At 70.8% G+C, this 17,890-nt stretch carries 19 protein-coding genes; 5 read left to right on the top strand and 14 right to left on the bottom strand.

Features of this window, described 5'->3' with window-relative positions; all coding sequences use genetic code 11:
* Positions 1-50: 50 nt before the first annotated feature.
* Positions 51-182: a hypothetical protein gene (locus tag ACWDRB_RS31285; RefSeq protein ID WP_449899661.1), complete on the top strand. Its 132-nt coding sequence runs from the start codon at positions 51-53 to the stop codon at positions 180-182.
* Between the two features lie 60 nt (positions 183-242).
* On the opposite strand, the gene ACWDRB_RS31290 is transcribed toward ACWDRB_RS31285, so the two are convergent.
* Together ACWDRB_RS31290 and ACWDRB_RS31295 are read right to left on the bottom strand one after the other, a co-directional pair.
* A complete protein-coding gene (locus tag ACWDRB_RS31290; RefSeq protein ID WP_350734113.1) occupies positions 243-647 on the bottom strand; it encodes a hypothetical protein in 405 nt (134 codons plus the stop codon).
* A gap of 32 nt (positions 648-679) precedes the next feature.
* Positions 680-1,993 carry a DUF6745 domain-containing protein gene (locus ACWDRB_RS31295; RefSeq protein WP_449899663.1) on the bottom strand — a complete coding sequence of 438 codons (1,314 nt, stop codon included), beginning with the start codon at positions 1,991-1,993 and terminating at the stop codon, positions 680-682.
* Positions 1,994-2,187: 194 nt separating this feature from the next.
* Between ACWDRB_RS31295 and ACWDRB_RS31300 the strand changes: the two genes are divergently transcribed.
* On the top strand, positions 2,188-3,135 hold the full coding sequence (locus tag ACWDRB_RS31300; RefSeq protein ID WP_449899665.1) for a TIGR02996 domain-containing protein: 948 nt from the start codon (positions 2,188-2,190) through the stop codon (positions 3,133-3,135).
* Entirely contained in the window at positions 3,132-5,015 is a 1,884-nt protein-coding gene (locus ACWDRB_RS31305) for a hypothetical protein (RefSeq protein ID WP_449899667.1), read from the top strand. The genes ACWDRB_RS31300 and ACWDRB_RS31305 overlap by 4 nt, the downstream gene beginning before the upstream one ends.
* Positions 5,016-5,028: 13 nt before the next feature.
* Here ACWDRB_RS31305 and ACWDRB_RS31310 read toward each other — a convergent pair whose 3' ends face one another.
* From ACWDRB_RS31310 to ACWDRB_RS31320, 3 genes are all read right to left on the bottom strand, one after another.
* Positions 5,029-6,093, bottom strand: coding sequence for a class I SAM-dependent methyltransferase (locus tag ACWDRB_RS31310; RefSeq protein WP_449899669.1), 1,065 nt, complete (start codon positions 6,091-6,093; stop codon positions 5,029-5,031).
* Positions 6,094-6,281: 188 nt separating this feature from the next.
* Positions 6,282-6,722, bottom strand: a complete 441-nt coding sequence (locus ACWDRB_RS31315; RefSeq protein WP_449899671.1) for a cupin domain-containing protein — start codon at positions 6,720-6,722, stop codon at positions 6,282-6,284.
* A gap of 93 nt (positions 6,723-6,815) precedes the next feature.
* Positions 6,816-7,307: a hypothetical protein gene (locus ACWDRB_RS31320; protein WP_350734123.1), complete on the bottom strand. Its 492-nt coding sequence runs from the start codon at positions 7,305-7,307 to the stop codon at positions 6,816-6,818.
* 243 nt (positions 7,308-7,550) lie between these two features.
* Between ACWDRB_RS31320 and ACWDRB_RS31325 the strand changes: the two genes are divergently transcribed.
* Together ACWDRB_RS31325 and ACWDRB_RS31330 are read left to right on the top strand one after the other, a co-directional pair.
* Positions 7,551-7,994, top strand: coding sequence for an ester cyclase (locus ACWDRB_RS31325; RefSeq protein ID WP_449899674.1), 444 nt, complete (start codon positions 7,551-7,553; stop codon positions 7,992-7,994).
* A 43-nt stretch (positions 7,995-8,037) separates the two neighbouring features.
* Positions 8,038-8,949, top strand: a complete 912-nt coding sequence (locus ACWDRB_RS31330) for an aminoglycoside phosphotransferase family protein (RefSeq protein WP_449899676.1) — start codon at positions 8,038-8,040, stop codon at positions 8,947-8,949.
* A 31-nt stretch (positions 8,950-8,980) separates the two neighbouring features.
* Here the strand turns inward: ACWDRB_RS31330 and ACWDRB_RS31335 are convergent, their stop codons facing one another.
* The 9 genes from ACWDRB_RS31335 to ACWDRB_RS31375 are packed head-to-tail and all read right to left on the bottom strand — an operon-like array spanning position 8,981 to position 17,852.
* Positions 8,981-10,165, bottom strand: a complete 1,185-nt coding sequence (locus tag ACWDRB_RS31335; RefSeq protein ID WP_449899678.1) for a phospholipase D-like domain-containing protein — start codon at positions 10,163-10,165, stop codon at positions 8,981-8,983.
* 3 nt (positions 10,166-10,168) lie between these two features.
* Positions 10,169-11,188 (bottom strand): ABC transporter ATP-binding protein, encoded by a 1,020-nt coding sequence (locus ACWDRB_RS31340; RefSeq protein ID WP_355209327.1) that lies wholly within the window; start codon positions 11,186-11,188, stop codon positions 10,169-10,171.
* Positions 11,181-12,161, bottom strand: coding sequence for an ABC transporter ATP-binding protein (locus ACWDRB_RS31345; RefSeq protein WP_449899682.1), 981 nt, complete (start codon positions 12,159-12,161; stop codon positions 11,181-11,183). The genes ACWDRB_RS31340 and ACWDRB_RS31345 overlap by 8 nt, the downstream gene beginning before the upstream one ends.
* Before the next feature lie 2 nt (positions 12,162-12,163).
* Complete coding sequence (locus ACWDRB_RS31350; protein WP_397372568.1) at positions 12,164-13,018, bottom strand: ABC transporter permease; 855 nt, start codon at positions 13,016-13,018, stop codon at positions 12,164-12,166.
* On the bottom strand, positions 13,018-13,944 hold the full coding sequence (locus tag ACWDRB_RS31355; protein ID WP_449899684.1) for an ABC transporter permease: 927 nt from the start codon (positions 13,942-13,944) through the stop codon (positions 13,018-13,020). Before ACWDRB_RS31355 ends, ACWDRB_RS31350 begins: the two co-directional genes overlap by 1 nt.
* A complete protein-coding gene (locus ACWDRB_RS31360) occupies positions 13,941-14,996 on the bottom strand; it encodes a LacI family DNA-binding transcriptional regulator (protein ID WP_449899686.1) in 1,056 nt (351 codons plus the stop codon). Before ACWDRB_RS31360 ends, ACWDRB_RS31355 begins: the two co-directional genes overlap by 4 nt.
* Positions 14,997-15,017: 21 nt before the next feature.
* Positions 15,018-16,535, bottom strand: coding sequence for an ABC transporter substrate-binding protein (locus ACWDRB_RS31365; RefSeq protein WP_449899688.1), 1,518 nt, complete (start codon positions 16,533-16,535; stop codon positions 15,018-15,020).
* 13 nt (positions 16,536-16,548) lie between these two features.
* On the bottom strand, positions 16,549-16,881 hold the full coding sequence (locus ACWDRB_RS31370; protein ID WP_350734139.1) for a hypothetical protein: 333 nt from the start codon (positions 16,879-16,881) through the stop codon (positions 16,549-16,551).
* Between the two features lie 8 nt (positions 16,882-16,889).
* Complete coding sequence (locus ACWDRB_RS31375; protein WP_363971787.1) at positions 16,890-17,852, bottom strand: DUF6772 family protein; 963 nt, start codon at positions 17,850-17,852, stop codon at positions 16,890-16,892.
* Positions 17,853-17,890: the final 38 nt, after the last annotated feature.

Here is a 17,890-nt window from a genome sequence, read left to right on the forward strand (position 1 = left end):
CGCACGTCTTGTTCTCGAATGCGCGGCAGAAACCTGACTGGAGGTCCCTCATGGCGCGACGAATCTCCCTCCTGCTCGTCCTGGGCGTCTCGGCGCTGGCGCTGCTCGCCGGCACCGTCGCCGGGCCCGCCAACGCCGCGACAGCCATCGAGTACGGGCTGATGGCCGCTCTGGTGCCCTGAGAGAAGACAGAAGGGCGGATGTCCGGCATCCGCCCTTCCCGGCCCGACGGCGGATGGCCTTCAGTCGGCGACGAGGCGGGTCTGGTCGGCCTGCTCCCGCTGGCGCCGCAGCTCGTAGGTGCCCGGTGCGATGCCGGTGAAGGCGTGTTCGGGGTGCGCGAGGTAGGCGGTCGCATCGTCGGCCACGGTCAGGACGCCGAGCACCATTCCGCCGCCGAAGCGCTCCGGCGTGAAGAACGCCTTGCCGGTGGAGAGCAGGAGGTGGGTGTTTGCCCCGCCCTGGCCGCGGACGATCGGGACGCCGGCCTCGGGGACCGGGGTGCGGGCCGGGTCCCGCTTGGCCGGTACGACGGCGACATCGCCCTGGAACTGCAGGCCGGACAGGATGGGGATCTCGGCCTGCCGGTCGAGGTGCTCGTCGACGGTGACACCGAAGGTGGCCATGGCCTGCTCGATGGTAAGCATCTTCTCTCGGGCTCCTTTGCCGGTGGGCGGGGTCAGGATCGTCGTTGCGCGCCGGCGTACTGTGCCGGGGTGAGGCCGTAGGTCCAGGCGGCGGCCTGGATGGGGTCGCCGCAGTCGGCGGGGACGGTGAGGCCGAAGCGGCGGCGGGTGCCGTCCCGTTCGACGGTGCCGTTGGTGCACAGCAGGACCCGCACGTGCGTGGTGTAGATGTCCTCGGGGACGTCATGCAGGGTGAGGGTCTGGCCGGGATTGCCGGGGTCGGGTACGGCGGGCCCGATCTGCTCCAGGCCGGCCTCGATGATGAAACGGTCCCAGCCGCGGCGTTCGATGGCGCAGCGGCGGATCTCGGCGTTGGTCTCGCGGAGGATCTCGTCGGTGGTGAGGGTGTCGTCGATGACGGCCCGGGGGACGTGGGTGCCGTGCCAGAAGTAGACCCCGAACCCGTCGGACCAGCCGGCGGTGGGGCCGTCGGCGCGGTGCGGCCGGTGCACGGCCCTGGCGCCCTCGCCGACCTGCTCCAGGTGCAGCTCGGCCGGGCGCGGGCAGAGCATGACGAAGTCGAGGAAGGGCCACCACCACCAGCCGGCGGGCGCGGACCGCGCCGGGTCCTGCTCCGCGGCGCCCTGCCACGGCCCGTCCTCGTCCAGCGGCGCGACCGTGTCCTGTCCGAGGTCGCGCGGTGGGGCCGTGTCCTGTCCGGAGTCGTGCGGTTGGATTGTGTCCTGTCCGGCGTGCCCTGGGACCGCGTCCTGCCTGAAGCGGTCGACCAGGGGGAGCCAGGTGCCGGAACGCTGGAACGCCAGGTGGGCCCGCCACAGCCGCCGTACCTCGCCGCGGATCGTGTCCTGCCGCGAGCCGCCCACCGCCGCGTCCACCGCCGCCCGCACGGCCGCGTTCGACGCGTCGGCGACCAGGTTCAACACGCCGGCGGGCACATTCCGGCCCTCCTCGCGGGCGGGCACGTCCCGCACCGCCGAGGCCAGCGCGGCGTCCATCCTCGCGGCGATCTCGGCGTGCAGGGCGGTGGCCGCCGCGCCGTGCACCGGATCGCTCGCCGCCCCCTCGGCCGCGACCCGGACCGCGGTTCGCACGGCGTGGCCGACGCTCTCACCGGCGGTGTCGTCCACCGCGCGGTAGACGGACTCCAGGACGCGGTTGTTGCGGTGACCGGTGCTCAGGCAGGCCGCGATCGGTGCGGCGAACGCGCCGACGAGCGGTGAGGACACCCACACGACCCGTTCCGGGAACGGGACCCCGATCTCCCGGTAACAGGCGCGGGCGGCGGACTCCCACGCCCGCCTCTCGATGGCGGCGTCGTCGTCCGGCTCAGGACCCGGTGAATTCACGGTGGAGACCTCCAACTGAGGCGGGCCCCCTGGCTCCGCCCGAGAGCGCCGCAAACGACACCGTGCCGCCTGGGACACGTCGGCGATCATGTACTCGGCGCAGCACGATACCTGCCCGCGCGGTCACTCGGGGTCCGTTTACAGATGATGTGCGGCGCCTTGACACATCTGTCGATCTCCGTACATTCGTACGAATGCAAGTGACCGCCGTCGAAGACGCGTTACGGGCTCATCCCGACGACCTCGCCTCGTGGGGTGCCTACAGTGACTGGCTGCTGGAGCAGGGCGACGCCAGAGGCACGCTGATCCGCCTCGAACAGCGCCTGGCACGCACCCGTCCCGCCGACCGCCCGGCCATGGAGCGGGAGATCGCCGGCCTCGTCGCGGAGCACGAGGGCGGGTGGGACGACGGGTTGCCGGCGACGGCGCACGTGCTGGCCCGCCGGTACGGCTTCGCCACGGAGGTCGCCGTCCCGTGGTCGGACGACGTCCGCGAGGTCGTGGAGCAGGTGCTGCGCGGCCGGTTCGTCACCACGCTGAGGATCACGTCCCACGAGGCGTCCGACGAGGACGAGGAGTGGGACGACGAGGACGACGACTGGGATGACGACGAGGACGACGAGGACGACGAGGACGACGACGAGGACGGCCCGGGAGGCGGGGTTCGCTCCGGGCGCCTGGACCTGCGGGCACTCGACGGGCTGGATCTCGGTCGGCTCACCGGGCTCGACCTCTCCTATCTGGATCTCGGTCCCAACGGCGCCGAGCTCCTCGTCACCTTGCTCCGCACGGACCGGTTGCGGGCACTGGAGCTGCGGTACTGCCGGATCGGCGACGCCGGTCTCGCGGCCCTCGCGGCGTCCCCGTACCTCGGCGGACTGCGCCGCCTGCACCTGCAGCGCAACAGGGTGAGCGCCGAGGGCGTGCGCTCCCTGCATCGGTTCACGGAGCTGACCGAGCTCGACCTGCGGTACAACCACATCGGAGAGGCGGGCGCGGAGGCCCTGATCGCGGCCCCGTTCGCCGGCTCCCTCGCGCGGCTGTGGCTGTACGGCTCCGATGTGGGCAAGGACGGCGTGCGCAGACTGGCGCACGCCGCGAACCTTCCGTCCGGGCTGCGCACCATGTGGAGGTCCATGTGAGCATCGAACTTCGGGATCGCTTCTTCGTCCTGTCGGCCGGGGACGCGCCCGCCGAGGAGGCCGCCCGGTATCGGGCGGAGGTGGACGCGACCGACGCCGAGCCGGCCGCGACGGTGGACGGGCTGGACATCTCCTGGCATCCGTCGGCGCGGTTCAAGGCGGTGCGGTTCATCGACGCCGAGCGGATCGACGAGCGGGTGCGGGAGCTGTTCGCCCGGCCGAGCGCGGACGCGCCGTACCTGGCGGCGGTGTTCGTGGATCCGCACGAGTTGTCGTTCCGCACGTTCGAGAACATCGTCCCGCTGGACCGCCTGTTCGAGGACGTGCCGCTGGAGGCGGAGCTGGCCGAGCGGGCGGAGCACGCGGACGGGGTGTTCTCGTTCTCACTGCGGCTGCCGGCCGAGGCCCGGGCCCGCCTGGAGCGGCTGGACGAGCTGAAGCTGTACGTGCCGCCGCTGAACGCCGGGTCCCGGGGCGGCGAACGGTTCATCTTCCACTCGGCGCTGCTGGCCGAGGCGTTGAGCGCGGCGGTGGCCGACGCGTTGCCGCCGGCGACGGCGGAGGGGTTCTCGCACGTGAACCCGGTGTTCAGGTGCAACCGGTTCGAGCCCGGTGACGCGAACTTCCACCGGCACCGGGACACGCCGTACTTCGACGCGGCGCGGCGGCACATCTCCCGGTACACGGTGCTGCTCTACCTCACCGGCGGCACGGGGTCGCCGGCGCTGGACCTGGTCGGCGGCGCCGCGCTGAGCGAGATCGGCGACTTCACGTGTGTGATCTTCGATCAGCGGTACGAGCACGAGGGCGCCCCCTACCGCGACGGCCGCAAGGTGTTCCTGCGTACCGAGCTCATCTTCACCGCCGACGAGGTCACCGAGGCGCCGGAGATCGGCGAGCTGTTCAGCAAGGCGTGCTACCTCACCGGTGAGAGCGTGTTCGCGCCGGAACTGGCCCGGCACGCCGACGCGTACTACAACCAGGTGGCGGCCGCCCACTGGAACGGCCTGGGGGAGGGCCCGGCTCGCGAGACCTTCGTGCACAAGGAGTTCCGCGGGGTGCACTTCGTGGCCAACGGCTACGACTTCTGGTTCGCCAAGAGCGAGGAGCTGTCTCTGGCGGAGTGCGCCGCGATCACCCTGCTCGACTACTTCAACTGCAAGCTCGGCGACACCGCGTTCCGGGCGCTGTGCGAGACGGAGGTGATCGAGTCCGACGACGCCGCCTGGATCCCGGAGTTCCTGAGTGCCCGGCGCGGCGGGTCCGTCATGACGCGGGTGGACAAGTCCGCGTTCTTCCCCGAGCCGGAGCGGCCCAACAACCAGACCTGCTGCCCGTTCCACTCCTCCGGACGCTACGACCCCACCCGCCACGGCGAGATCATCGATCTCTACACCGACGCGCAGTCCTTCGCCAAGGCGCACATCCTGCCCGCGCCGATCCTCATGCTCGGTGAGGACGTGGCCCTCGACCCGGACCGGTTCGTCATCCAGGGCGACCTCATCCACGTGCTCGGCAAGGGCGCCCTCCAGCCGGTGAACTTCGCCGCCTGCTGGAACGACGAATCCATCCCCGAGGACTACGTGGTCGTCGCGGCCAAGGTCGGCGTGGCGCAGTTCCTCGTCCCGCCCATCATCTTCACCGAGTCCGACGGCTGCTACCACCTCACGTTCGACTTCTTCCGCAACTCGTGGATGGTCGACCACCAGCGGGCCACCATCCCCATCCCGAGGATCACCGACGAGGATTGGGCCGATCCGGACGAGAGCCGCGCCTGGCGGCGCTACGTGGACGACTCGCTCGTCGACGACGAGCACCCGCTGCCGCCCAGCGACCTGTGGGACGACGAAGAGGACGACTGGGACGACGAGGACGACTGACGCGGCCGGGGAATCAGCGGCGGGCGTCGTAGACGCGGTTGGCGGGGCCCTCCGCGGCCAGCTTCCAGGTACGCAGGCCGGCCTCGTGCGCGATGCGCCGCAGGGCGTCCTCGCCGGCGTGGTTCCCCAGCGCGTACGGCCCCTTCTGGGCCAGCGCCCCGGGCAGGCACAACGTCGCGGACGTCGCGGTGAACGCGCGGCCGAGCGGGTTGATGTTGTCCTGGGGCGCCGCGGCGGCGTTCGGCTCGACGACCAGGCAGGCGCCGTCGGCGGCCAGCGTCGCCGCGGCCCGCCGGAACGCGGCGCCGGGGTCACCGAGGTCGTGCAGGCAGTCGAAGAAGGTGATCAGGCCGTAGTCGCCGCCGGGGAAGTCGCCCGCGCCCGCGACCTCGAAGGTCACCCGATCGGCCAGCCCCTGCTCCGCCGCCGCCCGCCGCGCGCTCTCGACGGACGGGCCGTGGAAGTCGAAGCCGTGGAAGCGGGAGGCAGGGTACGCGTGCGCCATGAGCAGCGTGCTGTGGCCGAAGCCGCAGCCGACGTCGGCGACGGACATGCCCCGCTCCAGCCCCTCCACGACGCCGTCCATGGCCGGCAACCACTCCTGCACCAGGGACGCCGCGTAGCCGGGGAGGAAGAACCTGGCCACCCCCTCGTACAAGGCGGACTCGTGCTCCTCCCAGCCCACGCCGCCGCCCGTCCGGTAGGCGTCCACCAGCGCGTCCTGGGTGGCGTAGAGCGGCTGGAGCATGGCGAACGCGCCGGCCGAGTACGCGGGAGAGGCCGGGTCCGCGAGCACGGCGGCGTGTTCGTCGGGGAACACGTAGGTGTCCGTGCCGGGCTCGTAGCGCACGTACTGGCCGGCCACCTGGGAGGCCAGCCACTCCCGTACGTACCGCTCGTCGAGGCCGGCACGGGCGGCGAGCTCCCCGGAGGTCAGCGGCCCGGCCCCGGCCATCGCCTCGTAGAGCCCGAGCCGGGTGCCGATCGACGTGCACAGGCCCGCGAGGGCGGCACCGCTGTCGATCGTCACGCGTTCCAGGAACTCCTTCACCCGATCCTGGTCAAGCGTTTTCTCCATGATTTCCCCCGTTGTTTTGCGATCGCAAATCTATATAAACAGTGACAATCACAGCTATATAAACGGTGAAAACCAGCCCAAGCGCACGTCTTTGTTCGAAGAGGCGGGAACCGAACCCGGTTCCCGCCTTCTTCGTCTTCAGCGCGCGGTGGTGAACAGGAACGTGCCGTTCCGCACGTCCTCCATGGTCATGACCGCGGCGCGCGCCGGTCCTGCCGGGCCTCCAGCTCCTGCGGGCTGACCGGGACCAGCATCGGCTGCCCGGGCGCGCAGAACATCGTCACCACGAACGCCGACTCCTCGTCAGCCAGGTGGTTGCCGTCCTGGTAGTGGATCACGTCCCCACCGGGCTCCCAGAACGCCTCACCGGCCCGGACGACCCGCACGGGTTCGCCTTCGAGCTCGAAGTTGATGGCGCCCTTGACCACGTACCCGTACGCGGGGCCGGAGTGCCGGTGCGGCGGCGCGCCGGGGCTGTTCGGCGGCAACGTGACCAGGATCGTCATCGCCTCGGAGCCTTCCGGCGCGCGCGGCGCCCCCGGCACGGTGGCGACGATCTCGATCTTCGGCGGCGGCCCGCTCTGGTCGGGGTTCTCGAGCTGGTGGGCGTGAGCTTGGTCGATGCTCATCAGGTTCCTTTCACGGGACGTCGGCCGGCTCGGTCCGGCCGTGCACCAGCTCAGACAAGACAGCGTCCCGATGTGTGACAACACTCTGACCCGTCAGAGGGCCAGCGCGGCCATGAAGGCCATGCTGGCCGCCATCCCGGCCGAGCACACGTCCTGACCGAACATCCTTCGGTCCGCGCTCCGCTCGGGCAGGACGCGGAGGAGCCGGGCGCAGGTCCAGGCCAGCCCGATGGCCAGGGCCAGCACGGCCGGCGAGCCGCCTCCGTGCGGGTGCCCGGCCGTGGCGCCGGCGAGAGGGGGCGAGCCGAACGCCGTCAGCACCAAGAGGATGGACATGACCACGAAGTCCTGGATGTGATGGCCGGTCTCGGCGCGGCGGGAGGGGGAGCCGCAGAGCCAGCCGGCGGTCAGCAGCGCGAGCACCGCGGCGGACAGGAACCAGCCGCCCAGGTGCCCGGCCGCCATGCCGAGCGCCATGACGACGTGCGGCCACCTCCTGGTGGGACGCGCGGAGGGCAGCAGGGCCGGGGCGAGGGCCAGGGCGCACCCGGCCGATATCCCCACCGCGTGGAGGAAGGCCTGCATCAGGCGGTCTCGACTTTCACCGGGCAGGCACTCCTCGTTTTCCGAACTGGCCGAGATGGTAGTGGCCGGGACGATGCCGGCACCAGGGTGGTCACCCCCTCTGACAGGACAGCTCGGCAACCTGTGACAGGCGTATATCTATAGAAAACGGCCTATGCCCGATATTGCGGATAATCAACCTGGCATAGCTTCTGTACTGAGGGTTGGCCCAATAATTGCCCATTCGACTATTAAAATGAGTCGATGTCTGATCCCCGACGCCCGCTGGACCGGTTGCGCAGGGCCTTCAACCGCCACGACCTGGACGGCCTCGCGGACACCTTCAGCCGCGGCGCGGTCCTCGTCGCGCCGGACGGCGTGGGCCAGGACAGGGACGAGATCGCCTCCTACTACGGCGCGTTCATCGAGGCGTTCCCGGACTCGAGGTGCACCGTTCAGTCGCTCACGATCCTGGGCGACACCCTGGTGGCGGAGTACACCCTGAGCGGCACGCACAAGGGCGCCTTCCTGATGCCCGGAGGGGGCGTGGCCGCGGCGACCGGCCGTCCCATCCTCGTGCGCGCGTGCAGTGTCTCGACCGTGGAGGACGATCTCATCGTCAGCCACCGCATCTACTACGACCAGCTGGAGCTGGGCGCGCAGATCGGCGGCGCGCTCCGCTTCGAGGAGGACGAGAGCCCGGCCTGAAAACCCTTTGCACGGCGGCGGTCGCGGCCGCCACACTCTCGGGGTGATCGACAGTGTGCCCCCCGACGGACGTGCCGGAATCGACGCCTCGCTGGTCAAGCGGCTGATCGAGGACCAGTTCCCGCAGTGGAGCGATCTGCCCGTGACGCCGGTCGAGGTCGATGGCTGGGACAACCGCACCTATCGCCTCGGCGAGGAGATGACGGTGCGCCTTCCCACCGCCGCCGGATACGCGCCGGCGGTCGACAAGGAACATCGATGGCTGCCGGTCCTCGCGCCGTCGTTGCCGGTCGCGGTTCCCGTGCCGCTGGCCAAGGGCGTACCGGGCGCGGGATACCCGTTCGGCTGGTCGATCCGCAGGTGGCTGGAGGGGCGGACGGCCACCCTCGACCGCGTCGACGACCCGTGCGCGTTCGCGGCGTCGGTGGCCGGATTCGTCCTCGCGCTGCGGCGCGTCGACGCCACGGGCGGGCCTGCGGCCGGTGCGCACAGCTTCTACAGGGGTGCGCCGCCGGCGCACTACGACGAGGACACCCGTCACGCCCTCGCCGCGCTGGACGGTCAGCTCGACACCGGCCTGGCCTCGGCAGTCTGGGACGCCGCCCTGGAGGCGACCTGGTCCGGGCCGCCGGTGTGGTTCCACGGCGACGTCGCCGGCGGCAACCTGCTGGTCAAGGACGGAAAGCTGGCCGCCGTCATCGACTTCGGAACCTCGGGTGTCGGCGATCCCGCCTGCGATCTGGTGATCGCCTGGACGATGTTCTCGGGCGACAGCCGGGAGGCCTTCCGCAGGGCCGCCGGCCAGGATCGCGCCATGTGGGCGCGGGCCCGGGGCTGGGCACTGTGGAAGGCGCTGATCGTGCTGGCCGAGAAGCTCGGCACCGACGAGGAGCAGGCCGCCGTCCAGCGGCGGGTCATCGACGAGGTCCTGGCCGACCACAAGGACGCCGGCTAGCGATCGGGGGATCGCCGGCCGGCGTCCGGGATCAACCGGCCAGGGGCGCGACGGCGCGCATGCGCTCGAAGTTGGCGACGTACTGCCGGTAGATCGCCTTGTTGTTGAGCCTCAGCAGCGTCTCGTCGTTGCGGCGCAGCGACGTCTCGATGTAGTTGTGGCTGCCCGTGATCACCCAGCGGGCGTCGCGGTCGCCGTCGTACGAGCCCTCGATCAGCAGGTACTTGGAGTGCACGCGGCCGGGCAGCGCGCCGCCGTTGCCCAGGGTGCGCAGCTCGACGCGCGGCTCGGCCAGCAGGAGCTGCTTGACCTCGTCGCTCATGATGCCGTACACGATCTGGACCGTGCAGCCGCGGGCGGCCAGGTCGCGGAGCTTGGCGGGGATGGCGATCCGGAAGGTGTCCCACTCGGACATGCCGACCCGGATCGTGGTGCCGCCCCGGCAGGACACCTTGCCGAGCTCGTCCACGATGGGGTCGCCGTCCGCCTTGGGGAAGAAGGAGGCCCGCACCGACCCGCCGGGGCCGCCGGTCTGGACGACGCGGTAGTAGTCGAGGTTCTTGCGCTCGGCGGCCAGGTCGCCGAAGTAGCCGGAGTAGGCGTCGTACAGGCGCCGGTTCCCGGGCAGGACGACCGCGTTGTTCCAGTACGTGGAGGAGTTGAGGTCGGTCAGGTTGGCCGACGACTGGACCACCACGTCGGAGGCGTCGCCCGTGCGGGAGAACAGGTAGAACTTGTTGTGCTGCCCCTTGTTGCCGATGCACGCGGCGGTGCCGCCGGAGAGCGGCCCGCTGCAGACGTGCGTCCACGAACCGGCCGCCGTGTCGGTGCCCAGCGCGGCGGAGAGCTTGCCGGCCACGGCCGCGCCGCGCGTGTCCCCGTCCAGGATGACCTGGACGTCCACGTCCCGCTGGTGCGCCTTGATCAGCTCGTCGGCGAACTCGGTGCCCGCGGCGCCCGACATGACGAAGTGGGCGACCTGGATGCGGGCTCCGGCGGGGGTCTGCCGGACGAGGCCGCAGAGCGTACGCACGAGGGCGGCCGGGTCCCCGCCCGCGGGGTCGTTGAACACGGCGGTCGTCGTGACGTGCGCGGGAACGGGGGCGTCAGCGCAGGCGGAGGCCGCGGCCGAGGCCGGGGCGGCGCCCGTCAACGTGGCCGCGGCCATGACGGCGGCAGCGACGGCGGCCGGCACTGACAGGGACTTGCCAAGCATGGATCACTCCTTCTGGACGCGGCCATGATCGGCCGCGGGTGTCGCCGGTGCGTCGGGGAAGTGGCACGCGACCGGATGACCCGTGTCCCGGCCGATGAGCGCCGGCTCCTCGTCGCGGCACCGATCCTGGACCTTCCAGCAGCGTGTTCGGAAAGGGCAGCCTGAAGGCGGGTCCAACGGTGAGGGAACATCTCCTGACAGGACGATCTCGCCGCGTTCGCCGCCCCTCCAGTCGTCCACGCTCGGCGCCGCCGACAGCAGCGCCTGCGTGTACGGGTGGGCCGCGCTCCGGTAGACGTCCTCCTTGGAGCCGGTCTCGACGACCTTGCCCAGGTACATCACCGCCACCCGGTCACACAGGTGACGGACGACGCCCAGATCGTGGGAGATGAACAGGTATGCCACACCCAGGTCCCGCTGGAGCTCCCCGAGCAGGTTGAGGATCTGGGCCCGTACCGAGACGTCGAGCGCGGAGACCGCCTCGTCGCAGACGATCAGGCGGGGGCGGACGGCGAGCGCGCGGGCGATGCTGATGCGCTGCCGCTGCCCGCCGGAGAACTGGTGGGGGTAGCGTCCGGCGTGCTCCGGGCGCAGGCCGACGCGGTCGAGCAGGGCGCCGACCTCCGCGTCCCACCGCTCGCGCGGCACCAGCCCCGGATGGATCCGCCAGGCCTCCTTGATGAGGTCGGCGACTTTCATGCGGGGGTTCAGCGCGGCGTACGGGTCCTGGAAGACGAGCTGGATCTCCCGGCGCAGCCTGCGCAGCTCCCTGGCGGGCAGGGCGGCCAGGTCGCGGCCCTCGAACAGGACCTTGCCGCTGGACGGGCGCACCAGGCCGACGATGGTCCGCGCGACCGTGGACTTGCCGCAGCCGGACTCGCCGACCAGGCCGACGGTCTCTCCCGCGTGGACGGTCAGGCTGACGCCGGCCACGGCGCGCACCTCGCCGCCGGGCCGGCCGATCCCGGCCCGCAGGCGGTAGGTGGTGACCAGATCGGTGAGCTCGAGCAACGGCTCAGCCATGCGCCGCCACCTCCTCGGCGAAGTGGCAGGCGCTGGCCCTGCGGGTACCGAGCTCACGCGGCAAGGGGTCGTCGGTGCGGCAGACGTCCCTGGCGAACGGACAGCGCGGATGGAAGGAACAGCCCGCGGGCGGCGTGGCGAGGTCGGGCGGCTGACCCTCGATGGCCTCCAGCGGGGCGCCGATGTCGCGGGGATCGGGCACCGCCCGCATCAGGCCCAGCGTGTACGGGTGCGCGGGCCGCTCGTACACCTCGGCCACGGTGCCCGTCTCGACGACGCGGCCGGCGTACATGACGGCCACGCGGTCGGCGGCACGCGCCACCACGCCGAGGTCGTGGCTGATGAGGATCATGCCGAGCCGCTGGGCCTGCTGGCGCTGCCGCAGCAGCCGCAGGATCTGCGCCTGGACGGTGACGTCGAGGGCGGTGGTCGGCTCGTCGGCGATGAGCAGCAGGGGATCGAGCGCCAGCGCCATCGCGATCATCACGCGCTGCCGCATGCCGCCGGAGAAGCGGTGCGGGTGGTCGTCCAGGCGCCGCTCGGCGTCCGGGATGCCCACCTGCGTCATCAGCTCCGCCGCCCGCCGCCTGGCCTCGGCCCTGCGGGTGCCGCGGTGCCTGCGGAACATCTCCGCGATCTGGTAGCCGACGGTCAGCGACGGGTTCAGGGCGCTGAGCGGATCCTGGAAGATCATCGCGATGCGTTCGCCGCGCAGTTCCCGCCATTCGCGGTCGGACAGGCCGACGACGTCGCGGCCCTCGATGGTCACGCGACCGCCCGCGATCCGCGCGTTCAGCGGCACCAGGCCCATCAGCGTCTGCGCGGTGACGCTCTTGCCGCTGCCGGACTCGCCGACGATCGCGAGCGTCTCGGCCTCGCCCACCTCGAAGGACACCCCGCGTACGGCACGCAGCGGCCCCTCCGGGGTGTCGAACTCCACCGCCAGCTCCCGGACCTCCAGCAGATTGGCCATCGTCACAGCTCCGTCATCGGGTCGGAGGCGTCGCGCAACAGGTCGCCGAGGACCCCGATGCTCACCACCACGAGGGCCAGCGCGGCTCCGGGCGCGGCGGCGATCCACCAGGCCGACGCCAGGTAGTCGCGGCCCTCGGCGATCGTCGCGCCCCAGGACGCCTGGGAGGCCGGGACGCCGAGGCCGAGGAAGCTCAGCGACGCCTCGGCGACCATGGTCAGGCCGACCTGCACGGTCGCCGCGACGAGCAGCGGCGGCAGGCACGACGGCAGGATGTAGTGCACGAGGATGCGCCCGTGCGAGGCGCCCATCACCCGGGCCGAGTCGACGAACTCCCGGTCGCGCACGGCGAGCGCCGAGCCGCGCACCACCCTGGCGAAGATCACCCACCGGGTGACCGCCAGCGCGATGATCACGTTCACCATGCTCGGGCCGAGCACTCCTGCCAGCAGGATCGCCAGGAGGAGGCTGGGGAAGGCCAGCTGGATGTCGCCGACCCTGGAGATGATCCCGTCGGCCCAGCCGCCGAAGTAGCCGGCGAACAGCCCGAGCACCAGCCCGGCCGTCCCGCCGACCAGCACGGTCACCAGGGCCACCGTCAACGACGTGCGCATCCCGGCCAGCACCTCGGCAAGGATGTCCTGGCCGACCTGATCGGTGCCGAGCCAGGCGACGGCGCCGTCGGACAACCGGGTCCCCGGCGGCAGCAGGCGGTCGACGGGACTGGTGCGGGCGGCGTCGAACGGCGCCAGCAGCGGCCCGAGCACGCCGGCCGTCGCGAACACCAGCACGGTCCCGAGCGCCAGGCGAGCCCGCAGCGGCAACGCGGCCGGTCGGCTCGGGGCTTTCACTGACATCAGGCGTTCTCCAACTGGATCCTGGGGTCGAGGTACACGTAGAGCACGTCGACCAGCAGGTTGAGCACGATGTAGCAGACCGTGATCACGGTGAGGACGGCCTCGACCACGGCGTAGTCGCGGAAGGTGATCGAGTCGATCAGCAGCGAGCCGATCCCGGGCCAGGCGAAGATCACCTCGACGATCACGCCGTTGGCGATGAAGTAGCCCATGAGCAGGCCGAGCATGGTCACCACCGGGACCAGGGTGTTGCGCAGCACGTGGATGTAGAAGACGACCCGGTGACTCAGCCCTTTGGCGTGGGCCGTCCGGACGTAGTCCTGGTTCATCTCCTCGAGGATCCCGGTCCGTACGAGCCGGCCCAGCCAGCCGACGAACGGCAGCGCCAGCGTGAACGCCGGCAGCAGCAGGCTGACCAGGGTCCCGTCGGCGGTGCTCGGCAGGATCTGCAGCCACCGGGCGAAGATCAGTGACAGCATGATGCCGATCCAGAACGGCGGCAGCGCCTGGCCGACCAGCGAGGACACCGAGACGAGGTGGTCGGCCCAGGTGTTCGCGCGGCGGGCGGCGAAGGAGCCGGCGGCGAAGCCCAGCACGATGGTGATCACCATCGCCCAGACGGACAGCGACAGGGTCGGCCCCAGCCGTTCCAGGCAGGCGTCCAGAGCGCTGACGCCCTGCCGCCAGGACTGGCCGAAGTCGAGGGTGACGATGTCCTGGAGGTGGCGCGCGTACTGGATGGGCAGGGGGTCGCGCAGCCCGAGCCGGTCGCGCAGCGCCTCCAGCGCCTCCGGCGTGGCCTGGCTGCCGAGGATCAGCTCGGCCGGGTCGCCCGGCAGCACGCGCAGCGCGATGAAGACGATGGTGATGGCGCCCCAGACCTGCAGCAGCGCCTGGGCGAGCCGCCGTCCGAGGAAGGCGGTCATGTGACGCCCCCACCGCTCGACGCCCGGATGACCAGCCGCGGCGGGAACAGGATCTGCTCGGGAGGCCTCCCTGCCGCCGGCCGCCCCAGCCGCCGGAGCATGTGGTCGACCGCGGACACGGCGATGTCGGCGGCGGGCAGCTCGACGGTGGTCAGCGAGGGGATCACGTACGGCGCGAACGGGTGGCCGCCGTAGCCGACGACCAGGATGTCGTCGGGGATGCGCAGGCCCTCCTCGTTCGCCACCCGGTAGACGCCGAGCGCGAAGTAGTCGTTGCCGGCGACGAACGCCATCGGCCGTTGAGCGGTCCGCACGACCTCTCTGCCCAGCCGGTAGGCCTCGCTCGGGTCCCACGGCATCGCGCTCTGCTCCAGCCGCCGGGTCGGCACCTTGATCAGGGTGTCCGGCTCGATGGGCAGGCCGCTGTCGGCCATGGCCCGCCGGTAGCCCTCGACGCGGTCGGCGACGGACGAGACGTGCAGGTCCTCCTCCAGGAAGTAGAGCTTCCTGGCACCCTGGGCGACGGCGTGCCTGGCGGCCTCGTAGCCGCCCTGGACGTGGTCGACGCCCACCAGGTCGGTGTTCAGCTCGGGCACGTCGCGGTTGATCAGGACGAGAGGCACCCCGGCCGCCCTGAACCGCCGCCAGTGCTCGGCCCCCTCCTGCACGGTCACCACGAGCACGCCGTCCACGCCGCGCCGCAGCAGCTCCTCCGCCGCGCGCCGCTCGTTGTCCAGGCTCTCCTCCGTCGCCATCAGCAGCAGGGAGTAGCCGTGCTCCCGGCAGCGCTGCTCCATGCCGCTGATGAGCTGGGCGTAGAACGGGTTGGACGGATTGGTGATGACCATGCCGAGCGTGCTCGCCGAGCCCAGCACCAGGGATCGGGCGGTCACGTTCGGCACGTAACCGAGCCGCTCGGCCTCGGCCTTGACCCGGTTCCTCGTCTCCACGCCGACGCTGTCCTTGTCGGACAGCGCGCGGGAGACGGTGTTCACCGAGACGCCGAGGCTCTCGGCGATGTCCTTCAGAGTGGTACGGCGTGCCTCGCGCATGTCACTCTCGTTCCGTAGGGATCATCCGGCGGTCGACACCGTGCGGAACTCGGGCTGGCTGTTGGCCGCCGGGACGAATCCCGCCACCGAGGAGCGCAGCCCGTACGTGCTGGACAGCGCCGCGGGGAAGACGCCGACCGCGTCACGCCAGATGATCTCGCACGCCTGGGCGTACAACGACTTGCGCTCGTCCTGGCCGGGCGTGGAGCGTGCCTTGGCGAGGATGCCGTCGAGCTCCTTGTTCCGGTAGCCCATGCGGTTGGCCTCGCTGGTGTAGAGCCTGCCGAGCGTGTAGTCGGCGTCTCCCGTGGTCACGGTGTTGACCTGGAGCTCGATGTCCCAGTCGAGCGCCGTCAGGCGCTTGAGCCAGGCGGCCTTCTCGATCTGCTGCGGCTCGACGACGACGCCGACCTTGGCCCAGGCCGAGATGATCGACTGCGCCAGCTCGGTGGCCAGCGGGCCGGTGTCCTTGAACCACATCATCGAGGTGCGGATGCCGGAGCCGTGGCCGGCCTCGGCCAGCTCGCGCTTGGCCAGATCGGGGTCGTAGTCGTACGGCTGCTGGGGCGCGTGGCCGAAGACGGCCGACGGGATGGGGGCGTCCATGACGGCGGCGGCGTCGCCGTACAGGCTGGAGACGATGCTCTTGACGTCGAGCGCGTGATGGAGCGCGCGGCGCACCCGCGGGTCGGAGAAGGGTTTCCTGCCGCAGTTGAACCAGGCGAGGAAGTAGTTCACCCCCGGCTTGCTGTCGATCTTCACGCCGTTCACGCCGCCCAGCCGCTTGAGCTCGTCGGGAGGGATGATCCAGGTGACGTCCACCTCGCCGTTCTGCAGGGAGGTGATGCGCGTGGAGGCCTCGGGGATGTACGGCAGGCGCAGACCGGGCAGCTTGGCCGCACCGCCCCAGTAGCCGGGCACGGGCTTGAGCAGGAGCTGGGACGACGGCGTGAACGACTCGACGGCGAACGGCCCGCTGCCGACCGGGCTGCGCGACAGGTCGGCCTTGCCGATCCGGGCGGCCGGGACGATGAAGGCGAGCGTCAGGTTCACCAGCATCGTGCCCAGCGGGTCCTTGGTGGTGATCCTGATGGTGCCCGCGTCGGGGGCTTCGACGGCGTCCACGGCGGACCACAGGGGCTTCTGCGGTCCGTCGGACGCGGCCAGCCGCTCCAGCGACGCCTTGACGTCCGCCGAGGTCAGCTTGGTGCCGTCGTGGAAGACGACGTCCTCGCGAAGGGTGAACTCCCACGTCGTGTCGTCGGGCTGCTTCCACGAGGTGGCCAGGCGCGGCACGAGCCGGTCGCCGTCCCTGGCCACGAGCGTGTCGTAGATCTGCCGGTTGGCGAGGAGCGAGGCCTCGTCGACGGCGCTCGCCCCGTGCGGGTCCAGATCGTTGATCGCCTGGTAGAACGCCGCGTTGAACGGCCGGTTGCCCCCCGAGGCCGATCCTGTCGCCGGGCCGCCAGGGGCGCACCCCGCGACTGCGGCGCCGGCGGCTCCCAGGAGGGTCAGGAACTGGCGCCTGCTTGTTGCCATGGTCGTACCTTTCTCAGCTTTTCAGGGCCAGGTAGATCAGCACCTTGGCCCGCGGGTCGCCGCCCGCCAGCGTGGCCCGCAGCCGCAGCCAGTGGCCGAACTCGCGCACCCGCAGGGACACCAGGCCCGGCTCCTTCACGATCTGCTCGGTGGTCTCGTCGTCGTCGCACCAGTGCAGGCCGTCGGGGGAGATCTGGGCGGTCAGGCGCAGTTCCTGGCCCTCCAGCTCCAGCGTCCGCACGAACCAGCGCGCCTCGGCCGCCCATCCGGCCTCGTACGGCTCGGTGACGAAATCCTTGGTGAAGGTGGTGTTGCGCTCCAGAACGGCGGTAAGAGCATGCCTCATGCCGGTGTTCACCAATCCACGGAAATCAGTGCGGAATCGAGGAAGAGGAAGTTGCGTACCGGAGAATGTGTGCGCACGCTCACGTAGAAATTGAGCAGGTTCTCCAGGCCGTCATATTTGTCGGGATACTGCGGGACCGGGACATGTCGCATGTCCATGACCCGGTCGTTCACCTGGAGCTCGATATTGGTGCGGGTCCTGGTGTCGAACTGCCAGCGCAGGTAGTGCCAATTGACCTTTGTCGGCACCTCGTTGTAGCAGAGGTACTGCGGTTTGTCGTCGAGCGGGCGCCAGTCCTCCGGATTCGGGGCGGTGAAGTCCTCGACCGGGGACAGGTTCTCCTGGTTGTGCAGGTTCTCCCTGGGGGTGGGCTCGGGCACCACGGGGTAGATCCAGCGCCTGGTGAACCTGTTGTCCAGGTCGGTGTTCTGGTAGCGGGCGACGCAGTGATAGCGGATGCCCTCGCCGTCGCACAGGTCCGTGGCCACGGTGAACGCCCCGAACTGGGCTTCGGACGGGTGCAGGTTCCCGTCCCATTCGATGTCGCCGAAGCTGTTGCCGAGCGAGGACTCGGCCGTGGCCGCCTCGCTCTTGTAGGTGAAGTACGTCTCGAACTGCACCACGCCGCGCCTGGCCATGGTGAGGCGGCGGATCGCGACCGCCGTGTGGCCGGCCACCGGGCGGGTGGCGACCTTGAGCGCGTAATTGCCGCTCATCGCGGCGTGCGTGCCGATGTCGAAGAAATCGCACGAGCTGAGCTGCGGCGGCCGGAAGTCGCGCATGTGCACGTCCACCGTGTCGAGATTTCCGTGGCCGTCGTGATTGCCGATGAGCTCGCACCAACCGTGCGTTCCGGTATTGAACTCGTCGAAGGCGAGGATGCGGGGGAGGGGATTGAACTTGGACAGCTTCGGATCGGCCGCGATCAGCGCGCGGCGTAGGTCCTCGGCCGGAACATGGGTGGTCTCCACGCTCGCAGGCGTCCTTCCCATAGAAATTCCGGGTCCAG

Source organism: Nonomuraea sp. NPDC003707 (assembly GCF_053587055.1).

Excerpts from the sequence above, each read along its gene's own strand:
- ACWDRB_RS31340 (WP_355209327.1), bottom strand. The coding sequence starts at position 11,188 with ATGGCTGAGCCGTTGCTCGAGCTCACCGATCTGGTCACCACCTACCGC.
- ACWDRB_RS31320 (WP_350734123.1), bottom strand. The coding sequence starts at position 7,307 with ATGCAGGCCTTCCTCCACGCGGTGGGGATATCGGCCGGGTGCGCCCTG.
- ACWDRB_RS31350 (WP_397372568.1), bottom strand. The coding sequence starts at position 13,018 with ATGTCAGTGAAAGCCCCGAGCCGACCGGCCGCGTTGCCGCTGCGGGCT.
- ACWDRB_RS31365 (WP_449899688.1), bottom strand. The coding sequence starts at position 16,535 with ATGGCAACAAGCAGGCGCCAGTTCCTGACCCTCCTGGGAGCCGCCGGC.
- ACWDRB_RS31310 (WP_449899669.1), bottom strand. The coding sequence starts at position 6,093 with ATGGAGAAAACGCTTGACCAGGATCGGGTGAAGGAGTTCCTGGAACGC.
- ACWDRB_RS31300 (WP_449899665.1), top strand. The coding sequence starts at position 2,188 with ATGCAAGTGACCGCCGTCGAAGACGCGTTACGGGCTCATCCCGACGAC.
- ACWDRB_RS31290 (WP_350734113.1), bottom strand. The coding sequence starts at position 647 with ATGCTTACCATCGAGCAGGCCATGGCCACCTTCGGTGTCACCGTCGAC.
- ACWDRB_RS31370 (WP_350734139.1), bottom strand. The coding sequence starts at position 16,881 with ATGAGGCATGCTCTTACCGCCGTTCTGGAGCGCAACACCACCTTCACC.
- ACWDRB_RS31335 (WP_449899678.1), bottom strand. The coding sequence starts at position 10,165 with ATGCTTGGCAAGTCCCTGTCAGTGCCGGCCGCCGTCGCTGCCGCCGTC.
- ACWDRB_RS31355 (WP_449899684.1), bottom strand. The coding sequence starts at position 13,944 with ATGACCGCCTTCCTCGGACGGCGGCTCGCCCAGGCGCTGCTGCAGGTC.
- ACWDRB_RS31285 (WP_449899661.1), top strand. The coding sequence starts at position 51 with ATGGCGCGACGAATCTCCCTCCTGCTCGTCCTGGGCGTCTCGGCGCTG.
- ACWDRB_RS31345 (WP_449899682.1), bottom strand. The coding sequence starts at position 12,161 with ATGGCCAATCTGCTGGAGGTCCGGGAGCTGGCGGTGGAGTTCGACACC.
- ACWDRB_RS31325 (WP_449899674.1), top strand. The coding sequence starts at position 7,551 with ATGTCTGATCCCCGACGCCCGCTGGACCGGTTGCGCAGGGCCTTCAAC.
- ACWDRB_RS31315 (WP_449899671.1), bottom strand. The coding sequence starts at position 6,722 with ATGAGCATCGACCAAGCTCACGCCCACCAGCTCGAGAACCCCGACCAG.
- ACWDRB_RS31360 (WP_449899686.1), bottom strand. The coding sequence starts at position 14,996 with ATGCGCGAGGCACGCCGTACCACTCTGAAGGACATCGCCGAGAGCCTC.